Below are 17,114 nucleotides of genomic sequence, written 5' to 3'. Positions count from 1 at the left end.
GTGGCCATCTTCCCGCAACTGTTCGAGTCGGTTCCCGACGCGCTGATCGTCGTGGACGGCGAGGGACGCATCGTGCTCGCCAACGGCAATGCCGAGCGCCTGTTCGGTTATCCGCCGCAGGGATTGGTCGGGCTGGCCATCGAGGACCTGGTGCCGGAGGACGCGCGCCAGCGGCACCGGGCGCATCGCGGCCACTACATGCAAAGCCCGCGGGTGCGTCCGATGGGCGGGCTCAACATGCAACTGGCCGGGCAACGGCGCGACGGCCAGCAGTTCCCGGTCGAGATCGCGCTGAGCCCGCTGGAAACCGGGGAGGGCGTGCACTACCTCGCCTCGGTGCGCGACATCTCCGAAACCCAGCGCGCGCGCCAGGCGCTGGTGCGCGCGCGCTACGACGCGGTGGTGGCGCACATCGGCCAGCTGGCCCTGGCCTCGACCGCCGACGACGGCGTGATCGCGCGCCTGCCCGCCCTGCTGGCCGAGGTGCTCGAGATCCCGGTCGTCGCGGTGGCGCTGCTGCGGGGCAATCAGGCGGAAGTCCGTGCGGCGGTCGGCATGGCCACACAGGACCCCGACGACCCGCTGTGGCAGGCGCTGGCCGGCGGCGCGCTGCGGCTCGCCCTGGCCCGCGAGCGGCCGCTGGTGGTGCAGCAGGCGGGGGAGGTGGACACGCCGCCGGGCTGGCCGGCGGACATGCCGAGCGGCGCGATCGTGCCGCTGCTCGACCGCGACCGCCCCATGGGCGCGCTGTTCGCCCTGGCGGCGCAGCCACGCCGCTTCGACCACGACGCGCTGCAGTTGCTGCAGACCGTGGCGAACCTGATCGCGGCCCTGGTGCAGCGCCGGCGCACCGAGGAACAGCTCGCCCACGCCCAGCGGCTGGATGCGATCGGCCAGATGACCGGCGGGGTGGCGCACGACTTCAACAATCTGCTGACGGTGATGTCCGGCAGCCTGCAGCTGCTGGATGCCGAGTACGCGGATCGGCCGGGCGCGCGCGAGATCATCGCCAGCGCGCTGCGTTCGGTGGAGCGCGGCGCGGAGCTGACCGCGAAGCTGCTCGCCTTCGCCCGCCGGCAGCGGCTCTCGCCGCGCGCGCTGGATCCGGCGGCGATGCTGGCTGATCTGGAACGGCTGCTGCGCGGCACGCTGGGCGACCGGGTTCGGCTGCGGATCGAATGTCCGTCGGGCCTGCCGGCGGTGTTCGCCGACCCGTCGCAACTGGACAGCGCGCTGGTGAACCTCGCGCTCAACGCGCGCGACGCGATGCCCGACGGCGGGGAGATCCGGATCGGCGCGGCCGAGCGCTGGGTCACCGCCGATCCGACGCGCCCGGAGCAGCGCCCGGGACATTACGTGACCTTCACCGTGGCCGACACCGGGCACGGCATGACCCCCGAAGTGCGCGCCCGCGCCTTCGAGCCGTTCTTCACCACCAAGGCCATGGGGCGCGGCAGCGGCCTGGGGTTGAGCATGGTGTACGGCTTCGTGCGCCAGAGCGGCGGCCACCTGCAGATCGACAGCCAGCCGGGGCACGGCACGCGGATCGAACTGTTCCTGCCGGTCGCGACGGGGGAGGCGACTCCGTCGCCGACGCCAGGGCGGACCGAGGACTCGCGCGGGGCGGAGACTGTGCTCGTGGTCGAGGACGAGGCGGAGGTGCGCAACATCGCCGCTGCCTTTCTGCACTCGTTGGGTTACCACGTGATCGCGGTCGGCAGCGCCGCCGATGCACTCGAGCACCTTGCCGCGAACGACGGCATCGCGCTGCTGTTCAGCGACGTGATGCTCGGCGGCGGGATGAACGGGGTGGAGCTGGCGCAGGCCGCGCGCGCGTTGCGGCCGCGCCTGGGCGTGCTGCTGACCTCCGGCTACGACGCGCCGGCCGCGGACGCGGCCGGGCAGTTCGAACTGCTGCGCAAGCCGTACCGGCGCGAGCAGCTCGCTGCCGCAGTGCGGCGCACCCTGGCGGGTTAGTGCACCAGCATCCGGCGCAACGCGCCGGCGTCCTCGATCCGGACTTCGCGGCCGTCCACCACGATCAGCCCGGTCGCGGCGAGCCGCGACAGGATCCGGGTCACGGTTTCCAGCTGCAGCGCGAGGAAGTTGCCGATGTCGGCGCGGGTCATGCGCAGCAGCAGGTGTCGCGCGCTGAATCCGAGCGCCTCCACCCGCGCCGCGAAGTCGAGCAGGAACGCGACCACGCGCTGCTCCGCGTTGAGCGTGCCCAGGGTGAGCATCCAGTTCCAGTCGCGGCGAATTTCGCTGGCGAGCATGGTGGTGACGTGCGGCAGCAGCTCGGGCGCGTGGTCGCGCAGCGTCGCCAGCGGGATCTCCCAGACCTCGCCGGTGTCCAGCGCCACCGCGTCGCAGGCGTGGACCGGCGCGCCGAACGAGTCCATGCCGAGCAGGTCGCCGCGCAGGTGGAAGCCGGTGATCTTGCGCCGGCCGTCCTCGCTGAGCACGGTGGTCTTGAACACGCCGGCATGGATCAGGAACAGCGAATGGCAGGGCTGGCCGGCGTAGAACAGGGTCTGCTTGCGGCGCACGCCGCGGCGCTGCACGGGCACGCCCTGCAGCATGCTCTCGATGGCCGGCTGGCGCGGGCTGGCGACGATGGCCAGGGACGCTTCCGCCCACTCCCGGGCGATGACGTCATCGTTGCGGCTGGCGGTGATGGTGTCGAGCATGGCGGCCTCCCGAAGCATGGCCGCAGGCTAGACGCTGCATTCGGCACCACGATGTTGCCGGGGTAACGATTTGTAACGGCATGTAACACCCGGCAGGGCGTCCCGCCGGGAGGTGGATTGCCGCCCGGGCCGCCGCTAGCGGCGGTGGCGCAGCAGCGCAGCGAGGGCCAGTCCGGCCACGGCCGCCGCGCCGACCAGCAGCCATGGCCGCTCGCGCACGTACTGCCGGCCGTGCCGGCCGGCGATGCGCAGGCGGGCCGCGGCGCCGTGCTCCATCGCATCGAGCCGGTCGCGGGCGTCGGCCAGGCCCATGAGCGCACGCGACTTCAGCTCGACGCTGCGGTCGGAGGTGGCGTCGCCCAGGCCGCGGACGATGCTTTCGATGTCGCGCACGACGCTGCGCAGGTCCTGGCGCACGCGGGCGCCGTCGGTCGTCGGGGGAAGGTTCATGGCGGCCTCATGGGCGGAAGGCAGGGATTTCGACATGACGGTGCGATGGGTGCGGGACGATGCATCGAGGCGACGCCTCGACGCCCCGACGACTCTGGACCTGTGGCCGCCGCGCGCATTGACCGTGGTCAAGCTTCCGCCGCGCGGCGACGCCGTTGATCCAGGTCAATACCGTCGCCCCCCCGGCGCGTCTAATGGCGCATGCTGCACGGCAGCGCGGCAGGAAGCAGACATGAATCGCGTCAAGGGCAAGACCTGCATCGTCACCGGCGCGGCGCTCGGCATCGGCCGGGCCTGCGCGCAGCGGCTGGGGGAGGAGGGGGCGCAGTTGGCGCTGTTCGACGTGCTCGACGAGGCCGGGCGCCGCTTGACCGAGGAATTGCAGGCGCGCGGCATCTCCGCACGCTACTGGCACGTGGACGTGGCCAGCGAGCGTTCGGTGCGGGCGGCGATCGAGGGCGTGGCCAACCACTACGGCGCGGTGCACGTGCTGGTGAACAACGCCGGCGTCGCCGGCGCCAACAAGCCCACCCACGAACTCAGCGAGGAGGAGTGGGACCGGGTGCAGGCGGTCAACGTCAAGGGCGTGTTCTTCTGCACCAAGCACGCCGTGCCGCACATGCAGCGCGCCGGTGGCGGCAGCATCGTCAATCTGTCTTCCATCTACGGCCTGGTCGGTGCGCCGGACGTGCCGCCGTACCACGCCTCCAAGGGCGCGGTCACGTTGATGAGCAAGACCGATGCGCTGCTCTACGCGCCCGACCGCATCCGCGTGAACTCGGTGCACCCCGGATACATCTGGACGCCGATGGTCGCCAACCACCTGCGCGACAGCGGCGCCACCGACCTCGAGGCCGCGCGCGAGGAGTTGGGGAAACTGCACCCGTTGGGCCATGTCGGCGAACCGGACGACATCGCGTGGGGCGTGGTGTTCCTGGCTTCGGACGAGTCCCGCTTCGTCACCGGCGCCGAGCTGGTGATCGACGGCGGCTATACCGCGCGCTGACGGGCTGTGGGCGCGGACCGGGGCGGTGCCGCTCATTCCCCCTGGGCGGGGGGCGTGCCGTCGTCGGGCTTGTGCCGGGCCAGCGATTCGGCCCGGGCCATGCTCGTCCGGGCCTGGCGCAGGGCATCGAGGAAGCCGTCGTAGCAGGCGAAGAAGTCCTGCCACACGCCCGGCAGGCGCTCCGGCTCGGCCCCTTCCATCGCCCGGTACAGGCCGAGCAGGGTCTCGTGGCGCCGGGCGAGGTCGTGGACGGCCCCTTCGACGATCAGGCGATGCTGCGGCCCCGAGGACGCCGTGGACACCTGCAGGCGCAGGCGCAGTTCCGCCAGCGCTCGTGCACTGCGTTCCACCACGTCCCGGGCGTGGGCGAGCAGGTCGGCGTTGGTGCTCATGGAGGTTCGATGCCGCGCACGGGAACCATTCCAGCGCGGGAGCTGCACCGCGATATTGACGTGGGTCAACGGGTGCGTCGCAGGCCTGCTGGTGTCGCGGCACGGAAGCGGCGCACAGCCGCGAAGAGGGCTGCGAGCACCAGCCATGGCAAGGCCAGGGCGAGCAGGCCCAGCCACGGTGGCGGCGGCGCGAAACGGAACCAGGCGCCTGCCGTCTCCGTGCAGACGATGACGGCGAGCATGGCCAGTGCGCACACCGAAACGACTTGGAAGGCGCGGTTGGGGCGGAGCAGGGAACGCCAGGGCGGGCCGCTGGTCTCGCGCTGGACCAGGACCAGGCCGAGGTTGCCCGCCACCAGCGCCGCGAACGCGGCCGCTCCCGTCTGCGGCGGCGGCAGCGCCAAACCGCGCCCCAGCAGATAGACGGTGGCGACGGCGGTGAACACGGCCAGCCCATAGCCGAGGCTGGCCAGGAACGTGGCCGTGTCCACCAGGCGCCGGCCCGGCGCGCGCGGCGGGCGGCGCATCAGGTCCGGCGCCGGCGGTTCACGTTCGAGCACGATCGCGCTCACCGGATCGATGATCAGCTCCAGGAACACCACGTGCAGCGGCAGCAGGATCAGCGGCATGCCGAGCAGCAGCGGCAGCAGCGCCAGGCCGGTGATCGGCACGTGCACGGCGATGATGTAGCGCGCGGCGCGATGGATGTTGTCGTAGATGGTGCGGCCCATCCGGATCGCGCGCACCACCGAGACGAAGTCGTCGTCGAGCAGCACGATCGAGGCCGCCTCGCGCGCGACGTCGGTGCCGCGCCCACCCATCGCCACGCCGACGTGCGCGGCCATCAGCGCCGGCGCGTCGTTGACGCCGTCGCCGGTCATCGCCACCACTTCGCCGGACCGCCGCAGCGCCTGCACCAGGCGCAACTTGTGTTCCGGGCGCACCCGCGCAAACACGTCCACCCGCGAGAGCAGCGCATGCAGGCCGTCGTCGTCCAGGCGTTCGAGTTCGGCGCCGAGCGCGACCTCGGGGCGTTCGGACACGCCGGCCTGGGCGGCGATGGCGCGTGCGGTCTCGACGTGATCGCCGGTCAGCAGGATCACGCGCACGCCGGCGGCGCGGGCCTCGGCCACGGCGGCGGGCACTTCGGCGCGGAGCGGGTCGGCCAGGCCGAGCAGGCCGCGCCAGACGAACGGCAGCCCCGGCAGGGCCGCGGGCGGCCCGGCGTCGGCGTCCACCCGTGCCTCCGCCACCGCGAGCACGCGCAGTCCCTGCGTGGCCATGGCGGCGGCCTGGGCGAGGACCTGCGCCCGCTCGCCATCGTCCAGCGCACACAGCATGGCGATGGTTTCCGGCGCGCCCTTGCAGGCGACCAGGATTGTGTCGTGGTCCGGCAGGCGCCAGGCCGCCGCATAGGCCGGCAGGCCCGGCGCCACCGGATAGCGCTCGAGGCACACGGCCTGCGCCTGCGCGGCGCTTCCCGTCCGTGCCGCGGCGGTGGCGTGGATCGCACGGTCCATGGGATCAAGGCCGTCGGCGTCGCTGGCGAGCGCGGCGCACTGCAGCAGCGCGCGCGCGTCGTGATCGAGCCCGGCGTCGGGCGCGAGCGGCTCGGCGCGGGGCGGCTGCAGCCTGGCCAGCGCCATGCGGTTCTCGGTGAGCGTGCCGGTCTTGTCGGTGCACAGCACCGTCACCGCGCCGAGGGCCTCGATCGCCGGCGGCCGCCGCACCAGCACGCGGTGCCGCGCCATCCGCCAGGCACCGAGTGCGAGGAACACGGTGAGCACCACCGGGAACTCCTCGGGGATGTTGGACATCGCCAGGGTGATGCCGGCGAGCAGGGCGTCCAGCAGGCCGCCGCGCAGCCACAGGTACAGCACGGCGACCAGCACGCACGAGGCCAGGGCAAGGGTGGCGAACCAGCCCACCAGGCGCCGGATCTCGCGTTGCAGCGGCGTGGGCCCGCTGCGCAACGTGCCGAGGCTGGCGCCGATCCGGCCCATCTCCGTGTGCGGGCCGGTGGCGATCACCTCCGCCATGCCCTGGCCGCGCACCACCAGCGTGCCGGCGTACACCTGCGCGGTCGTCCCGGCGTCGCCGGCCGCGTGCGCGACCGGGGCCGATTCGCCGGTGAGCAGCGATTCGTCCACGTGCAGGTCGTCGCTGTCGAGCAGGCGCGCGTCGGCCGGGATCCGGTCGCCTTCGGCGATCCTCACCACGTCGCCCACCACCAGCAGGGTGGCCGGCATGCGCTGCCACACGCCGTCGCGCCGCACCGTCGCCAGCGGCGCACCGAGTTCGCGCAGCGCCTGCAACGCGCGTTCGGCGCGCAGCTCCTGGTACAGCGTCAACGCCACCACCAGCAGCACCGAGACCGCCAGCGCCACGGCATCGCCCGGATCGCCGAGCGCCACGTACACCGCGACCGCGGCGAGCAGCAGCAACAGCATCGGCTCGCGCAGCACGCTGGCCAGCACCTGCGGCCAGCGCCGGCGATCCGGTTGCGGCAGCACGTTGGGGCCGTCGCGCGCCAGCCGGCGCGCGGCCTCCGCGGCGCTGAGGCCGGCAGCGAGGGAGGCCGGAGCAGGGGCTGCGGACATGGCGCGGAGTGTGGCATCCCGCTGGCCGTGCGGGTGTACCTGTCGCGTTGTCGCGGGCAGGGAGGAAGCGGAGTGTTGATCCAGGTCAAGACCCGCCGGACTCCCCGGCGAATGATGCCCTGCAGGTGAACCCGTTCGCGGAAGCAACGGATGGACATGCACTTGCCGTTCCGGGACCGGGCCGAGGCCGCGCGCCTTCTCGCCGCGGCGCTGGCGCACTTCCGCGGCATGCGCCCGGTGGTGTTGGGGATCCCGCGCGGCGGCGTGCCGATGGCGCGGATCATCGCCGATGCGCTGGACGGCGAACTCGACGTGATGCTGGTGCACAAGCTCGGCGCGCCGGGGAACCCGGAACTCGCGATCGGTGCGGTGGACGAGCGCGGCGAGATCACCACGGACGACACGGTGTCGGAATGGCTCGGCGCCGACCACGGCTACGTGCGGCGCGAGGCCGACCGCCAGCTCGCGCTGCTGCGCGAGCGCCGCCGGCTCTACAGCGGCGACCGGCCGGGCATTGCGCTCGCCGGGCGGACGGTGATCGTCGTGGACGACGGCCTGGCCACCGGCGCGACCATGCTGGCCGCATTGCGCGCGGCGCGTGCGCAGCATCCGGCGCGCCTGGTGTGCGCGGTGCCGGTGGCGGCCCACGACAGCCTGGCGCGGGTCGAAGACGTGGCCGACGAGGTGGTCTGCCTGGCCACGCCGTTCCCGTTCCACGCGGTGGGCCTGTACTACCGGGATTTCGGCCCGGTGGAGGATCGCGACGTGGTCGCGGCACTCGCCGGCAAGGGCGGCAATCCCGGACATGGGGTGTCGCGGCCTCCGAGCTACGCGGTCCGCCTGCGCAGCGGCGGCGTGGTGCTCGAGGGCGACCTGACCTCGCCGGAATCGCCGCGCGGGCTGGTGATCTTCGCCCATGGCAGCGGCAGCAGCCGCCACAGCGTGCGCAACCGCCAGGTCGCGGAAACCCTCAATCGCCACGGGCTGGCCACGCTGCTGTTCGACCTGCTCACCCCGCAGGAGGACCGCGACCGCGCGATGCGCTTCGACATCGCCTTGCTCGCCGAGCGGCTGGAGTCCGCACTGGACTGGGCACGGCACGAATCGGCGCAGCGCGACCTGCCGATGATGCTGTTCGGCTCCAGCACCGGCGCGGCGGCGGCGCTAATGGTCGCGGCGCGGCGACCGGAGGAAGTGGCCGCGGTCGTGTCCCGCGGCGGGCGGCCCGACCTGGCGGGCGAGGGCGTGCTGGCCCGGGTGCGCGCGCCGACGCTGCTGCTGGTGGGCGGCGCGGACACCGAGGTGCTGGCGCTCAACCGCATGGCGCTGGCCATCCTGGGCAGGCACGGCGAGCTCACGGTGATTCCCGGCGCCACGCATCTGTTCGAGGAGCCGGGGGCGCTGGAACGAGTCGCCGAACTCGCGGCCGACTGGTTCTTGCGGGCGGCCCGGCAGCCGCGGCAATGAGGCGCCGGCGTCACCAGGGGCGCGATGCGAGCCCGGCGGGACGAGGCATCGCGGCGTGCCGGGGCCAATCCGATGCCGGTTGCGGCACACTGTCGTACCAGACCGCGAGGAGACGAACGGCATGCACTGGAGGAACACGCAGGACCGCTACGGCGCGCTGTCCATCGCCATGCACTGGCTGATGCTGCTGTTGCTGGTGGCGGTGTACGCGACCATGGAGCTGCGCGGGATCTATCCGCGCGGCAGCGATCCGCGCGAGGCGCTGAAGTCCTGGCACTACCTGCTCGGGCTGGGCGTGCTGGCGCTGGTGTTCGTGCGCCTGGCGATCCGGCTGAGCGGGCCGGCGCCGCGGATCCATCCCGAGCCTGCCCTCTGGCAACGGCGCGCGGCGGGGCTGATGCACCTGGCGCTGTACCTGTTCATGGTCGCGATGCCGCTGCTCGGCTGGCTGACGCTCAGCGCCGAGGGCGAGCAGGTGCGGCTGCCCCTGCTCGGCGCGCCGCTGCCGGGGCTGGTCGGTGCCGACGAATCGCTCGCGGAGAGCGCCGAGGAGCTGCACGAGGCGATCGCCACGCTGGGCTACTGGCTGGTGGGCCTGCACGCGGCTGCGGCCCTGTTCCACCACTATCTGGTCCGCGACGACACCCTGCGGCGGATGCTGCCGGCGCGGGCCGCGCGCCGCTAACGCGCCGCGGCCAGGTCGCCGTCCCGGCAGCGCAGGAAGCGGGAACGCTCCAGCCAGGCGCGGTCGGGGTAGTAGGCGAACAGCAGCTGCCCGCCCTTGAGCGTGTCGATCACCTCGCGCGCCACCGCGGGCCGCAGCGCCGGGCAGCCGAGGCTGCGTCCCAGCCGGCCCTGCCGACGGGCCTGTTCGGGATCCACGTAGGGCGCGCCGTGCATGACGATGGCGCGGGCGCGGGCCGCGTCGTTGATGCCGGGCTCCAGGCCATCCATGCGCAGCGAGTAGCCGTTGCCGCCGATGTAGGTGTCGGCGGTGGCGAACAGGCCCAGGCTCGACTGGTGGCTGCCTTCGCGGTTGGAGAAGGCGGTGGCGAGGTTCTCGCCGCTGCCGCGGCCATGGGCCACGTGTTCGGCGTACAGCAGTTGCCCGCGACGCAGGTCGAAGACCCACATCCGCGGCTCGGTGGACGGCCGCGAGTAGTCGATCACCGCCAGGCGCTCGGCGTCGCCCACGGCGCCGCTGCGGATCGCGCAGGCGCGCGCCTCCAGCGCCAGGGCGAGCGCTTCGGGGGTGGCTTGCGGCGCCGCCAGGCGCAGGCGGGACAGCAGCGGCGCGTTGCCCAGCGACAGTGCCGGCATCGGGGCCGGCGCCGACTCGCGGTTGCGGCCGTCCACGGCCGGCGCCGCGGCGACGGCCAGGAGCAGGAAGATGAGCGTCGGGAGCTGCGACAGGCGGGCCGGCGACATCAGGAAATATTAATGTAATCAGTAGGTTAAGGCTAGTCTTGTGGCTCGGGCGGGACATCGGCCTCGAGCACGGTGAGTTTGGAGGTTGCCACTGCCCGGATCGGCTCGTCCGTGACCAGCAGCGTGGTTCCCGGCACCAGGGCGTCGTACACCACGCGCGCGAACGCGCCGTCCACCCGCAGATGGCCGCGGGCGACCGCCTCGTGCAGGCCGTCCCCGGCCGCGCGGGGGCCATCGCCGAAGGACAATTCCAGCCAGCGCAGCGCGGGCCGGTCCGGGAACATGGCGCTGGTTCCCGGCGCGGGGCCGGCCAGCAGCACGTAGGCGCGCGGCTGCGTGAGCGCGCCGTCTTCCAGGGTGACCGGCGCGCGCCCGATCTCGACCGCATTGCGCAGCACCACGACCTCGCGGTCGCGGGTGCTCAGCACGATCGCCAGCGGCCCCTGCGGCGAGCGCTCGGGGGTCCACGTGAATGCCGTGCCGGCCGGTGGTGCGGCGGCCGCCGTGGCGAACAATCCCGGGGAGACGACGGTGGGCGTGGCGATCCGGTCCACGATCGCCACGGTCATGCCGCGGCTGGTGATCCCGAACAGCCGCTCGGCGAAGCCGTAGGGCAGGCGGACGCAGCCGTGCGAGGCGGGCCGGCCCGGCAACGCCCCCGCATGCAGCGCCAGCCCGTCCCAGGTCAGCCGCTGCATGAACGGCATCGGCGCGTCGTCGTAGAGGTTGGAGTAATGCTCCCTGCGCTTCTCGAGGATGCTGAACACGCCGGTGGGCGTCTCGTAGCCGGGGCGGCCGGTGCTCACCGCCGACGCTCCGATCCGCACTCCGTTCCGGTACACGTACGCGCGCTGCTCGGCCAGCCCGATCACGATCAGGACCGGGCCCTGCGGCGAGAACTCGGGCGTCCACACGTAGCCCCCGGCTGGCAGCGCAGGCTCCGGCGGCGGTGGTGCCGCCATGGCGCCGCACAGCGCCGCCAGCAGCAGCGCCGCGCAGCACCACCGCCATGCGCGGCGGGCCGGCGTGACAGGCATCGCGGCGGTGCGATGGCATGCGGGCATCGGCGCGAGACTAGCACCGCCCGCAGCGGTGGCTTGCGCCGGTGACGGCCAGGAGCCCGGCAACGCTGTCGTCAGTGCGAGGTGGCGCGGACGATCATGGGGTGCGCCGCGGAGCGCCGCCGCAGCTTGTCCGCGTACATGGCGCGGTCGGCCTGTGCCATCAGCTGCTCCAGGTCGTCGTCGCCCGACAAGGCCACCGCGCCGACGCTGAACGCGAGCGGCGGGCCGCCGTCGCGCCGCAGGTTGGCCCTGGCCACGGTCGCGGCCAGGCGCGACAGCACCGCCTGCAGGCCGTCGCGGGCCTCGGTCACCATGACGATGAATTCGTCGCCGCCCAGGCGTGCGATCACATCGGTGCGGCGGAACGCCGCCCGGAGCACTTCGGCGGCAGCCGTCAGTTGGGCGTCGCCGGCGGCGTGCCCGTAGGTGTCGTTGCACAGCTTCAACCCGTCCAGGTCGAGGAAGACGAGCGCGCCGGTGCGGCCGTGCCGGCGTGCGATCTCCAGCTCGCGCTCGGCCACCGTCATGAACCCGCGCCGGTTGCACAGGCCGGTGAGCTCGTCGGTCACCGACAGGCGCCGCTCTTCCTCCTGCACGTTCTGGCACACGACCATCTCCTGCTGCAGCTGCCGGTTGACCTCCGCCAGCTGTTCGGTGCGAGCCGCCACGCGCTGCTCCAGCTCGGCGTACATGCGCACGTTTTCGAGCGCCACCGAGGTCGAGTCGGCCAGGGCCTGCAGCACGGCCACCTCGTCCGCCCCGGCCCGGTGCGGCGTGGCCCAGTAGTTGCCGATCGCGCCGATGGGATCGAGGGTGCGGATCGGCACCATCACCAGGCTGGCGACGAAGGTGGGACGGTAGGCGTCGGCGGGGATGCGCTCGTCGGAGTAGATGTCCTCGATGACCACCGCCTGCCGGTGCTGCATCGCCCAGCCGCTGATGCAGCGTTCCATCGGGAAGCGCTGTCCCTTCCACAGCGGCGCGATCGCTTCCTCGTCCTTGTAGAAGCACTGGTCGCCCTCGCGCAGCACGAAGGTGGCGCCGTCGGCGCCGGTCAGCTCGTGCGCGGCACGGCGCACGATGGCCGCCACGGCATCCAGGTCGCGGGCCAGGGACAGCTCCTGGATCGCGCACACCAGGCGTTGCAGGCGCTGCTGGTGGTTCATCGCGGTGGTCGGGCGGTCTGCCATGAAGCCAGCATAAGCCTGCGCCCGAGTCGCCCTGCGCGCCGCCGGTCGGGAGGGGAAGGCGCGGCACCCGGTTCAGGTTCCGGCCATGCCACGCCCATCGCCGCCGGGCAGGATGTTGGTCTTGGCAATGGCGTTGTCCATGTGCCGCGGGAGGGCCGCCTGCATGTCGAGCTGCACCCCGGGCGCGATCCGGCCGGTCCCGCAGACGGCCTGCCGTTGACCCGGATCAACATCGGTCGACATCACTTGCCGCAGGGTGCCGGCCAAGGCAGGTCAGCCGCGATGAGCAAACCCGACACCCGCGCCTACGGCTATTTCGACCACGACGCCGACGTCGGCGTGATCGGCCGCGGCCAGGACATCGAGCGGGCGTTCGAGAACGCGGCCCTCGCCACGTTCGCGCTGATGGCCGATCCGGCCACGGTGCGCCCGCAGCAGGCACTGTCGGTGGCGTTCGACGAGGACGACGCCGAGCTGGCGCTGGCGACCTGGCTCAACCATCTGCTCGGCGAGGCGCAGCGCCGCGAGCTGGTGCTGTGCGAGTTCCGCCTGCGCCGCGACGGCGCGCACTGGCATGGCCAGGCCCGCGGCGAACGCTGGCGGGAGGGCATCGAGCGCGGCGTGGAGGTCAAGGGCGCCACGCTCACGGCGCTGCGCGTAAGCTCGGGCCCCGAGGGCGTGGAGGCCCGTTGCGTGGTGGACGTGTGAGGTCGCCATGGACATCTCGTCGCTGCAACCGCTCGACGGCTGCGCCTGGACCGTCCCGCCCGCCTCCGGCGAGGCGCGCGCGCCGGTGGTGCTCTACGGCGACCGCGAACTGCTCGCCGACATGGACGACAAGGTGCTGGAGCAGATCCGCAACGTCGCACGCCTGCCGGGCATCGTCGGCGCGGCGATGGCGATGCCGGACGCGCACTGGGGCTACGGCTTCCCGATCGGCGGCGTGGCCGCATTCGATGCCGACGAGGGCGGCATCGTCTCCGCGGGCGGCGTGGGCTTCGACATCTCCTGCGGCATCCGCTGCCTGCGCACCGACCTGCGCCTGACCGACCTCGCCGGGCACGAGCGCGACCTGGCCAATGCGCTGGCCCGGCAGATTCCCGCCGGCGTGGGCAGCGAAGGGCGGATCCGGTTGACGGTGCAGGAACTCGACCGCGTGCTGCGCGGCGGCGCGCGCTGGGCGGTGGAACACGGCTACGGCGCGGCGGAGGACCTGGACTACATCGAGGACCATGGCTGCGCCGACGACGCGCGGCCCGAGCACGTCTCCGACCTGGCCAAGGAACGCCAGCTGGGCGAGATGGGCACGCTGGGTTCGGGCAACCACTATCTCGAGGTGCAGGTGGTGGACCGCATCCACGACGCCGACGCCGCGCGCGCGTTCGGCATCGAGGAGGGGCAGCTGCTGGTTTCGATCCATTGCGGCTCGCGCGGGCTCGGCCACCAGATCGGCACCGACTACCTGCTGTCGCTGGCCAAGGCGGCGGGGCGCCTGGGCATCGCGCTGCCCGACCGCGAACTGGCCTGCGCGCCGATCCGCTCCCCCGAAGGCGGGCAATACCTCGGCGCGATGCGCGCCGGCATCAACTGCGCGCTGGCCAACCGCCAGATCCTCGCCCACCTCACCCGGCGCGTGTTCGCGCACGTGTTCCCGCACAGCCGGCTGGAGACGCTGTTCGACGTCTCGCACAACACCTGCAAGGAGGAGCGGCACGTGGTGGACGGCCGGCCGCGCACGCTGTTCGTGCACCGCAAGGGCGCCACCCGCGCGTTCGGCCCCGGGCATCCGGCGCTGCCCGAGCGTTACCGCGCCGTCGGCCAGCCGGTGATCATCGGCGGCAGCATGGGCACCGGTTCCTACCTGCTCGCCGGCGTGCCCGAGAGCGAGGCGCGCTCGTTCTCCTCGGCCAGCCACGGCGCCGGCCGGCAGATGAGCCGCCACCAGGCGCTGCGCCGCTGGCAGGGCCGCAAGGTGATCGAGGAGCTGGCCGGCGCCGGCATCCACATCCGCAGTCCGTCCATGCGCGGCATCGCCGAGGAGGCGCCGGGCGCGTACAAGGACGTGCACCGCGTGGCCGATGCCACCGAGCGCGCGGGTCTGGCGCGGCGGGTCGCGTTCCTGCGGCCCAAGGTGTGCGTGAAGGGGTAAGTCCGCGCTGGCGACGCGGATTCTCAGCAGCCAGGCGTGCGCGTCGCCGCCAGCCATTTCCACAGCCTCCCCAACGGCAACGCGTTGAGCACGTCTCCTTTCTCCAGCCACCCGCGCCGGGCCTGGTCCACGCCGTATTGCAGCCAGCGGAAGTCGGCGCCGCGATGGGCGTCGCTCGAGATGGCGATGGGGACGCCGGCGTCCCTGGCCATCCGGCACTGCAGGTCGAACAGGTCCAGGCGCTCGGGTTGCGAGTTCAGTTCCAGGGCGCAGCCGCGTTCGCGGGCGTGGCGGACGATGCGTTCCATGTCCACGTCGCAGGGGCCGCGGGTGCCGAACAGGCGGCCGTTGGGGTGGGCGAGGATGCTGAAGTGCGGATGGTCCATCGCCCGCAGGATGCGGGCGGTCTGCTTCGCGCGCGGCAGGTCGAAGGCGCTGTGCACGGCGCCGACCACCAGGTCGAGGCGGGCGAGCACGTCGTCGGGCAGGTCGAGGCGGCCGTCGGGCAGGATCTCGACCTCGATGCCCTTGAGCAGGGTGATGCCGCGCAGCCCGGCGTTGAGGCGGTCTATCGCCTCGCACTGCGCGAGCAGGCGTCGGGCATCCAGGCCGTGCGCGATCTTCAGGCCGGCGGAGTGGTCGGTGATGGCCAGGTATTCCAGGCCGGCCTCGCGCGCGGCCTGCGCCATCCGTTCCAGGCTCTCGTGGCCGTCGCTGGCATCGGTGTGGGCATGCAGGTCGCCGCGCAGATCGGCGCGTTCGACCAGCACGGGCAGCCTGCCTTCGCGCGCGGCCTCGATCTCGCCGTGGTCCTCGCGCAGTTCGGGCGGGATGTACGGCAGGCCGATCGCGGCGTACACCGAGGCCTCGGTCTCGCCGGCGATGCGCGTGCCGGCGCCGCGGCCGCCGGTGCGGTACACGCCGTACTCGTTGATCTTGAGCCGGCGCGCGCGGGCGATGCCGCGCAGGACGATGTTGTGCGCCTTCGAGCCGGTGAAATAGACCAGCGCCGCGCCGAAGCTCTCCGGGCGCACCACGCGCAGGTCCACCTGCAGGCCGTTGCGGAGCACCACGCTGGCGCGGGTGGAGCCGTGCGCGAGAACCCGCGCGACCTGGTCGAAGGACTGCAGCCGGTCGGCGAGGGCGTGCCCGGGCGGTGCCGCCACCAGGATGTCCACGTCGCCGACGGTGTCGCGCCGGCGCCGGTAGCTGCCGGCCACCATTGCCTCGGACACGCCCGGCGCGGCGCGCAGGTGTGCGAGCAGGGCCTCGACGTCGGAGGCGACGTGCGCGATCGGCCAGCGCGTGCTGCGTTCGAGATGGCCGGCCACGGCCTCGGCGATGCGCCGCTCGCTGGCCTGGCCGAAGCCGGGGAGGGTGCGGATGCGGCCCGCGCGCGCCGCGTCCAGCAGTTGCGCCGGCGTGCGGATCCCCAGTTCGTGGTAGAGCGCGTGCACGCGCCGGGGGCCGAGGCCGGGGACCTGCAGCAGGTCGGTGATGCCGCGCGGGAACTGCGCGCGCAGGCGATCGAGCTGGGCGCAGGTGCCGCGCTGCAGGATCTCGCCGATCTTGCCGGCGAGGTCCTTGCCGATGCCCGGCAGCGCGTCGAAGTCACGACCCTGCGTGGCCCACTCGGCCATTTCCTCGGGCCAGGCCTCGAGCGTGCGCGCGGCGTTGCGGTAGGCGCGTACCCGGAACGGGTTGGCGCCCTGCAATTCGAGCAGGTCGGCGATCTCGTCGAAGACGGCGGCGATCTGGGCGTTGCGGACGGTCATCGCGCGTCCTCCGCCGGGCGCCGACCGGTGCTCAGTCGGGTTCCCACCCCAGGTCGAAGTCCTCGCGTCCCTGCAGGATCTGCTGCGCCACCGCCAGCACCCGTTCGGACGCACCGCTCTCGGCCAGGCGCTCCAGCAGGTCCGGGTCTATCGGCGCCAGCGGCTCGTCGGCCGGGCCTTCCCCCACCGTTTCCTCGAACAGCGACATCAGTTGCACGAACTCCTCCTCGGTGATCGTGCACAGATGTCTGCCGGTGCGACGGTCTATGAGCCTGGGCATGGCGGTTCTCCTGAAGGGGGCGGGTGGCTTGCGCCGCGCTCAGTGCCGGCGCGCAGCGCCGGACGGGCGCAAGTGGGCGGGGAGGTGTTCCAGCACCGCGTCCGCATCGGCCAGGGTCAGGTCGTTGGGTACTTCGGCCGCCACGCACGCGCGCACCTGCTTGTCGAGGACGCTGTTGAGCGTGCCGAGGAACTGCGGCGGCGCGATCAGCACCAGCTGGTCGTAACGGTGGCCGGCGCGGCCGCGTTCGAGCGCGGCATCCAGCGTCTGGGCGAAATTCCGCGCGGTCTTTTCGCGCAGGGTGGTGCGCGGTTCGATCGCGTGGCGGCTGGCGCCGAAGCGGTCGTGCGTGCGCGGCGGCCGGTCCTGCTCGATCTCGCGGCCGGCGGCGCGGCCATCGGGATTGAGGAAATCCTCGATCTCGTGCAGCGAACGATCCTCGTCCGACATCGCGAACAACCGTGCCCTGGCACGGTCTGCCACCAGGATCCAGGTCGTGGACATGACACCCTCGCTGGAAGTTCGACCGATATGCAGGATGGAGTATGGCACCGCAGTGGTGTTGACCTCCGTCAACACCGCGCACGCGGCAGGGCGCGGGTGCGGAACCGGCTCCCCGGACA

17 protein-coding genes are annotated in these 17,114 nt (G+C 72.8%); 6 read left to right on the top strand and 11 right to left on the bottom strand.

What is annotated here, in order from left to right:
- Positions 1-1,977 carry a PAS domain S-box protein gene (locus FPV26_RS05340; RefSeq protein WP_147652685.1) on the top strand — a complete coding sequence of 659 codons (1,977 nt, stop codon included), beginning with the start codon at positions 1-3 and terminating at the stop codon, positions 1,975-1,977.
- Here the strand turns inward: FPV26_RS05340 and FPV26_RS05335 are convergent.
- The gene (locus tag FPV26_RS05335) at positions 1,974-2,690 is read right to left on the bottom strand and encodes a helix-turn-helix domain-containing protein (protein ID WP_181952564.1); all 717 of its coding nucleotides are present in this window, start codon (positions 2,688-2,690) and stop codon (positions 1,974-1,976) included. The two genes, FPV26_RS05340 and FPV26_RS05335, sit on opposite strands and share 4 nt — an antisense overlap.
- Before the next feature lie 135 nt (positions 2,691-2,825).
- Complete coding sequence (locus FPV26_RS05330) at positions 2,826-3,140, bottom strand: ElaB/YgaM/YqjD family protein (protein ID WP_181952563.1); 315 nt, start codon at positions 3,138-3,140, stop codon at positions 2,826-2,828.
- Between the two features lie 232 nt (positions 3,141-3,372).
- Between FPV26_RS05330 and FPV26_RS05325 the strand changes: the two genes are divergently transcribed.
- On the top strand, positions 3,373-4,146 hold the full coding sequence (locus FPV26_RS05325) for an SDR family NAD(P)-dependent oxidoreductase (protein WP_147652682.1): 774 nt from the start codon (positions 3,373-3,375) through the stop codon (positions 4,144-4,146).
- A gap of 32 nt (positions 4,147-4,178) precedes the next feature.
- Here FPV26_RS05325 and FPV26_RS05320 read toward each other — a convergent pair whose 3' ends face one another.
- Positions 4,179-4,538, bottom strand: coding sequence for a hypothetical protein (locus FPV26_RS05320; RefSeq protein ID WP_147652681.1), 360 nt, complete (start codon positions 4,536-4,538; stop codon positions 4,179-4,181).
- 65 nt (positions 4,539-4,603) lie between these two features.
- Positions 4,604-7,138, bottom strand: a complete 2,535-nt coding sequence (locus FPV26_RS05315) for a cation-translocating P-type ATPase (protein ID WP_147652680.1) — start codon at positions 7,136-7,138, stop codon at positions 4,604-4,606.
- Between the two features lie 150 nt (positions 7,139-7,288).
- On the opposite strand from FPV26_RS05315, the gene FPV26_RS05310 reads away from it, so the two are divergent.
- Both FPV26_RS05310 and FPV26_RS05305 read left to right on the top strand, forming a co-directional pair.
- Positions 7,289-8,605 carry an alpha/beta fold hydrolase gene (locus FPV26_RS05310; RefSeq protein WP_246109214.1) on the top strand — a complete coding sequence of 439 codons (1,317 nt, stop codon included), beginning with the start codon at positions 7,289-7,291 and terminating at the stop codon, positions 8,603-8,605.
- Positions 8,606-8,726: 121 nt separating this feature from the next.
- Positions 8,727-9,290 carry a cytochrome b gene (locus FPV26_RS05305; RefSeq protein ID WP_147652679.1) on the top strand — a complete coding sequence of 188 codons (564 nt, stop codon included), beginning with the start codon at positions 8,727-8,729 and terminating at the stop codon, positions 9,288-9,290.
- On the opposite strand, the gene FPV26_RS05300 is transcribed toward FPV26_RS05305, so the two are convergent.
- From FPV26_RS05300 to FPV26_RS05285, 4 genes are all read right to left on the bottom strand, one after another.
- On the bottom strand, positions 9,287-10,033 hold the full coding sequence (locus FPV26_RS05300; RefSeq protein WP_147652678.1) for a murein L,D-transpeptidase catalytic domain family protein: 747 nt from the start codon (positions 10,031-10,033) through the stop codon (positions 9,287-9,289). The two genes, FPV26_RS05305 and FPV26_RS05300, sit on opposite strands and share 4 nt — an antisense overlap.
- 32 nt (positions 10,034-10,065) lie before the next feature.
- The gene (locus FPV26_RS05295; RefSeq protein WP_181952562.1) at positions 10,066-11,070 is read right to left on the bottom strand and encodes a L,D-transpeptidase family protein; all 1,005 of its coding nucleotides are present in this window, start codon (positions 11,068-11,070) and stop codon (positions 10,066-10,068) included.
- A 98-nt stretch (positions 11,071-11,168) separates the two neighbouring features.
- The gene (locus FPV26_RS05290) at positions 11,169-12,287 is read right to left on the bottom strand and encodes a sensor domain-containing diguanylate cyclase (RefSeq protein ID WP_181952561.1); all 1,119 of its coding nucleotides are present in this window, start codon (positions 12,285-12,287) and stop codon (positions 11,169-11,171) included.
- Positions 12,288-12,359: 72 nt separating this feature from the next.
- Positions 12,360-12,554, bottom strand: coding sequence for a hypothetical protein (locus FPV26_RS05285; RefSeq protein ID WP_147652676.1), 195 nt, complete (start codon positions 12,552-12,554; stop codon positions 12,360-12,362).
- A gap of 15 nt (positions 12,555-12,569) precedes the next feature.
- Here FPV26_RS05285 and FPV26_RS05280 point away from each other — a divergent pair, with 15 nt between their 5' ends.
- Positions 12,570-12,995, top strand: a complete 426-nt coding sequence (locus tag FPV26_RS05280; protein ID WP_147652675.1) for an archease — start codon at positions 12,570-12,572, stop codon at positions 12,993-12,995.
- A gap of 7 nt (positions 12,996-13,002) precedes the next feature.
- Positions 13,003-14,436, top strand: coding sequence for an RtcB family protein (locus tag FPV26_RS05275; RefSeq protein ID WP_147652674.1), 1,434 nt, complete (start codon positions 13,003-13,005; stop codon positions 14,434-14,436).
- A gap of 23 nt (positions 14,437-14,459) precedes the next feature.
- On the opposite strand, the gene polX is transcribed toward FPV26_RS05275, so the two are convergent.
- From polX to FPV26_RS12620, 3 genes are read right to left on the bottom strand one after another with little or no spacing between them, the layout of a single operon-like run.
- Complete coding sequence (gene polX, locus FPV26_RS05270) at positions 14,460-16,211, bottom strand: DNA polymerase/3'-5' exonuclease PolX (protein WP_147652673.1); 1,752 nt, start codon at positions 16,209-16,211, stop codon at positions 14,460-14,462.
- A 31-nt stretch (positions 16,212-16,242) separates the two neighbouring features.
- Positions 16,243-16,491, bottom strand: coding sequence for a hypothetical protein (locus FPV26_RS05265; protein ID WP_147652672.1), 249 nt, complete (start codon positions 16,489-16,491; stop codon positions 16,243-16,245).
- A gap of 39 nt (positions 16,492-16,530) precedes the next feature.
- A complete protein-coding gene (locus tag FPV26_RS12620; protein WP_181952560.1) occupies positions 16,531-16,995 on the bottom strand; it encodes a host attachment protein in 465 nt (154 codons plus the stop codon).
- Between the last annotated feature and the right edge of the window lie 119 nt (positions 16,996-17,114).

The organism is Vulcaniibacterium gelatinicum (genome assembly GCF_008033445.1).
In the GTDB taxonomy this organism is placed as follows: Bacteria; Pseudomonadota; Gammaproteobacteria; order Xanthomonadales; family Xanthomonadaceae; genus Vulcaniibacterium_B; species Vulcaniibacterium_B gelatinicum.
Note: the sequence above shows the minus strand (reverse complement) of the source record. Positions and strands in the feature narration are given on the sequence as shown.

Coding starts and splice junctions, on each gene's coding strand:
- FPV26_RS05335 (WP_181952564.1), bottom strand. CDS start 2,690: ATGCTCGACACCATCACCGCCAGCCGCAACGATGACGTCATCGCCCGG.
- FPV26_RS05330 (WP_181952563.1), bottom strand. CDS start 3,140: ATGAACCTTCCCCCGACGACCGACGGCGCCCGCGTGCGCCAGGACCTG.
- FPV26_RS05325 (WP_147652682.1), top strand. CDS start 3,373: ATGAATCGCGTCAAGGGCAAGACCTGCATCGTCACCGGCGCGGCGCTC.
- FPV26_RS05320 (WP_147652681.1), bottom strand. CDS start 4,538: ATGAGCACCAACGCCGACCTGCTCGCCCACGCCCGGGACGTGGTGGAA.
- FPV26_RS05315 (WP_147652680.1), bottom strand. CDS start 7,138: ATGTCCGCAGCCCCTGCTCCGGCCTCCCTCGCTGCCGGCCTCAGCGCC.
- FPV26_RS05310 (WP_246109214.1), top strand. CDS start 7,289: ATGGACATGCACTTGCCGTTCCGGGACCGGGCCGAGGCCGCGCGCCTT.
- FPV26_RS05305 (WP_147652679.1), top strand. CDS start 8,727: ATGCACTGGAGGAACACGCAGGACCGCTACGGCGCGCTGTCCATCGCC.
- FPV26_RS05300 (WP_147652678.1), bottom strand. CDS start 10,033: ATGTCGCCGGCCCGCCTGTCGCAGCTCCCGACGCTCATCTTCCTGCTC.
- FPV26_RS05295 (WP_181952562.1), bottom strand. CDS start 11,070: ATGCCTGTCACGCCGGCCCGCCGCGCATGGCGGTGGTGCTGCGCGGCG.
- FPV26_RS05290 (WP_181952561.1), bottom strand. CDS start 12,287: ATGGCAGACCGCCCGACCACCGCGATGAACCACCAGCAGCGCCTGCAA.
- FPV26_RS05280 (WP_147652675.1), top strand. CDS start 12,570: ATGAGCAAACCCGACACCCGCGCCTACGGCTATTTCGACCACGACGCC.
- FPV26_RS05275 (WP_147652674.1), top strand. CDS start 13,003: ATGGACATCTCGTCGCTGCAACCGCTCGACGGCTGCGCCTGGACCGTC.
- polX (WP_147652673.1), bottom strand. CDS start 16,211: ATGACCGTCCGCAACGCCCAGATCGCCGCCGTCTTCGACGAGATCGCC.
- FPV26_RS05265 (WP_147652672.1), bottom strand. CDS start 16,491: ATGCCCAGGCTCATAGACCGTCGCACCGGCAGACATCTGTGCACGATC.
- FPV26_RS12620 (WP_181952560.1), bottom strand. CDS start 16,995: ATGTCCACGACCTGGATCCTGGTGGCAGACCGTGCCAGGGCACGGTTG.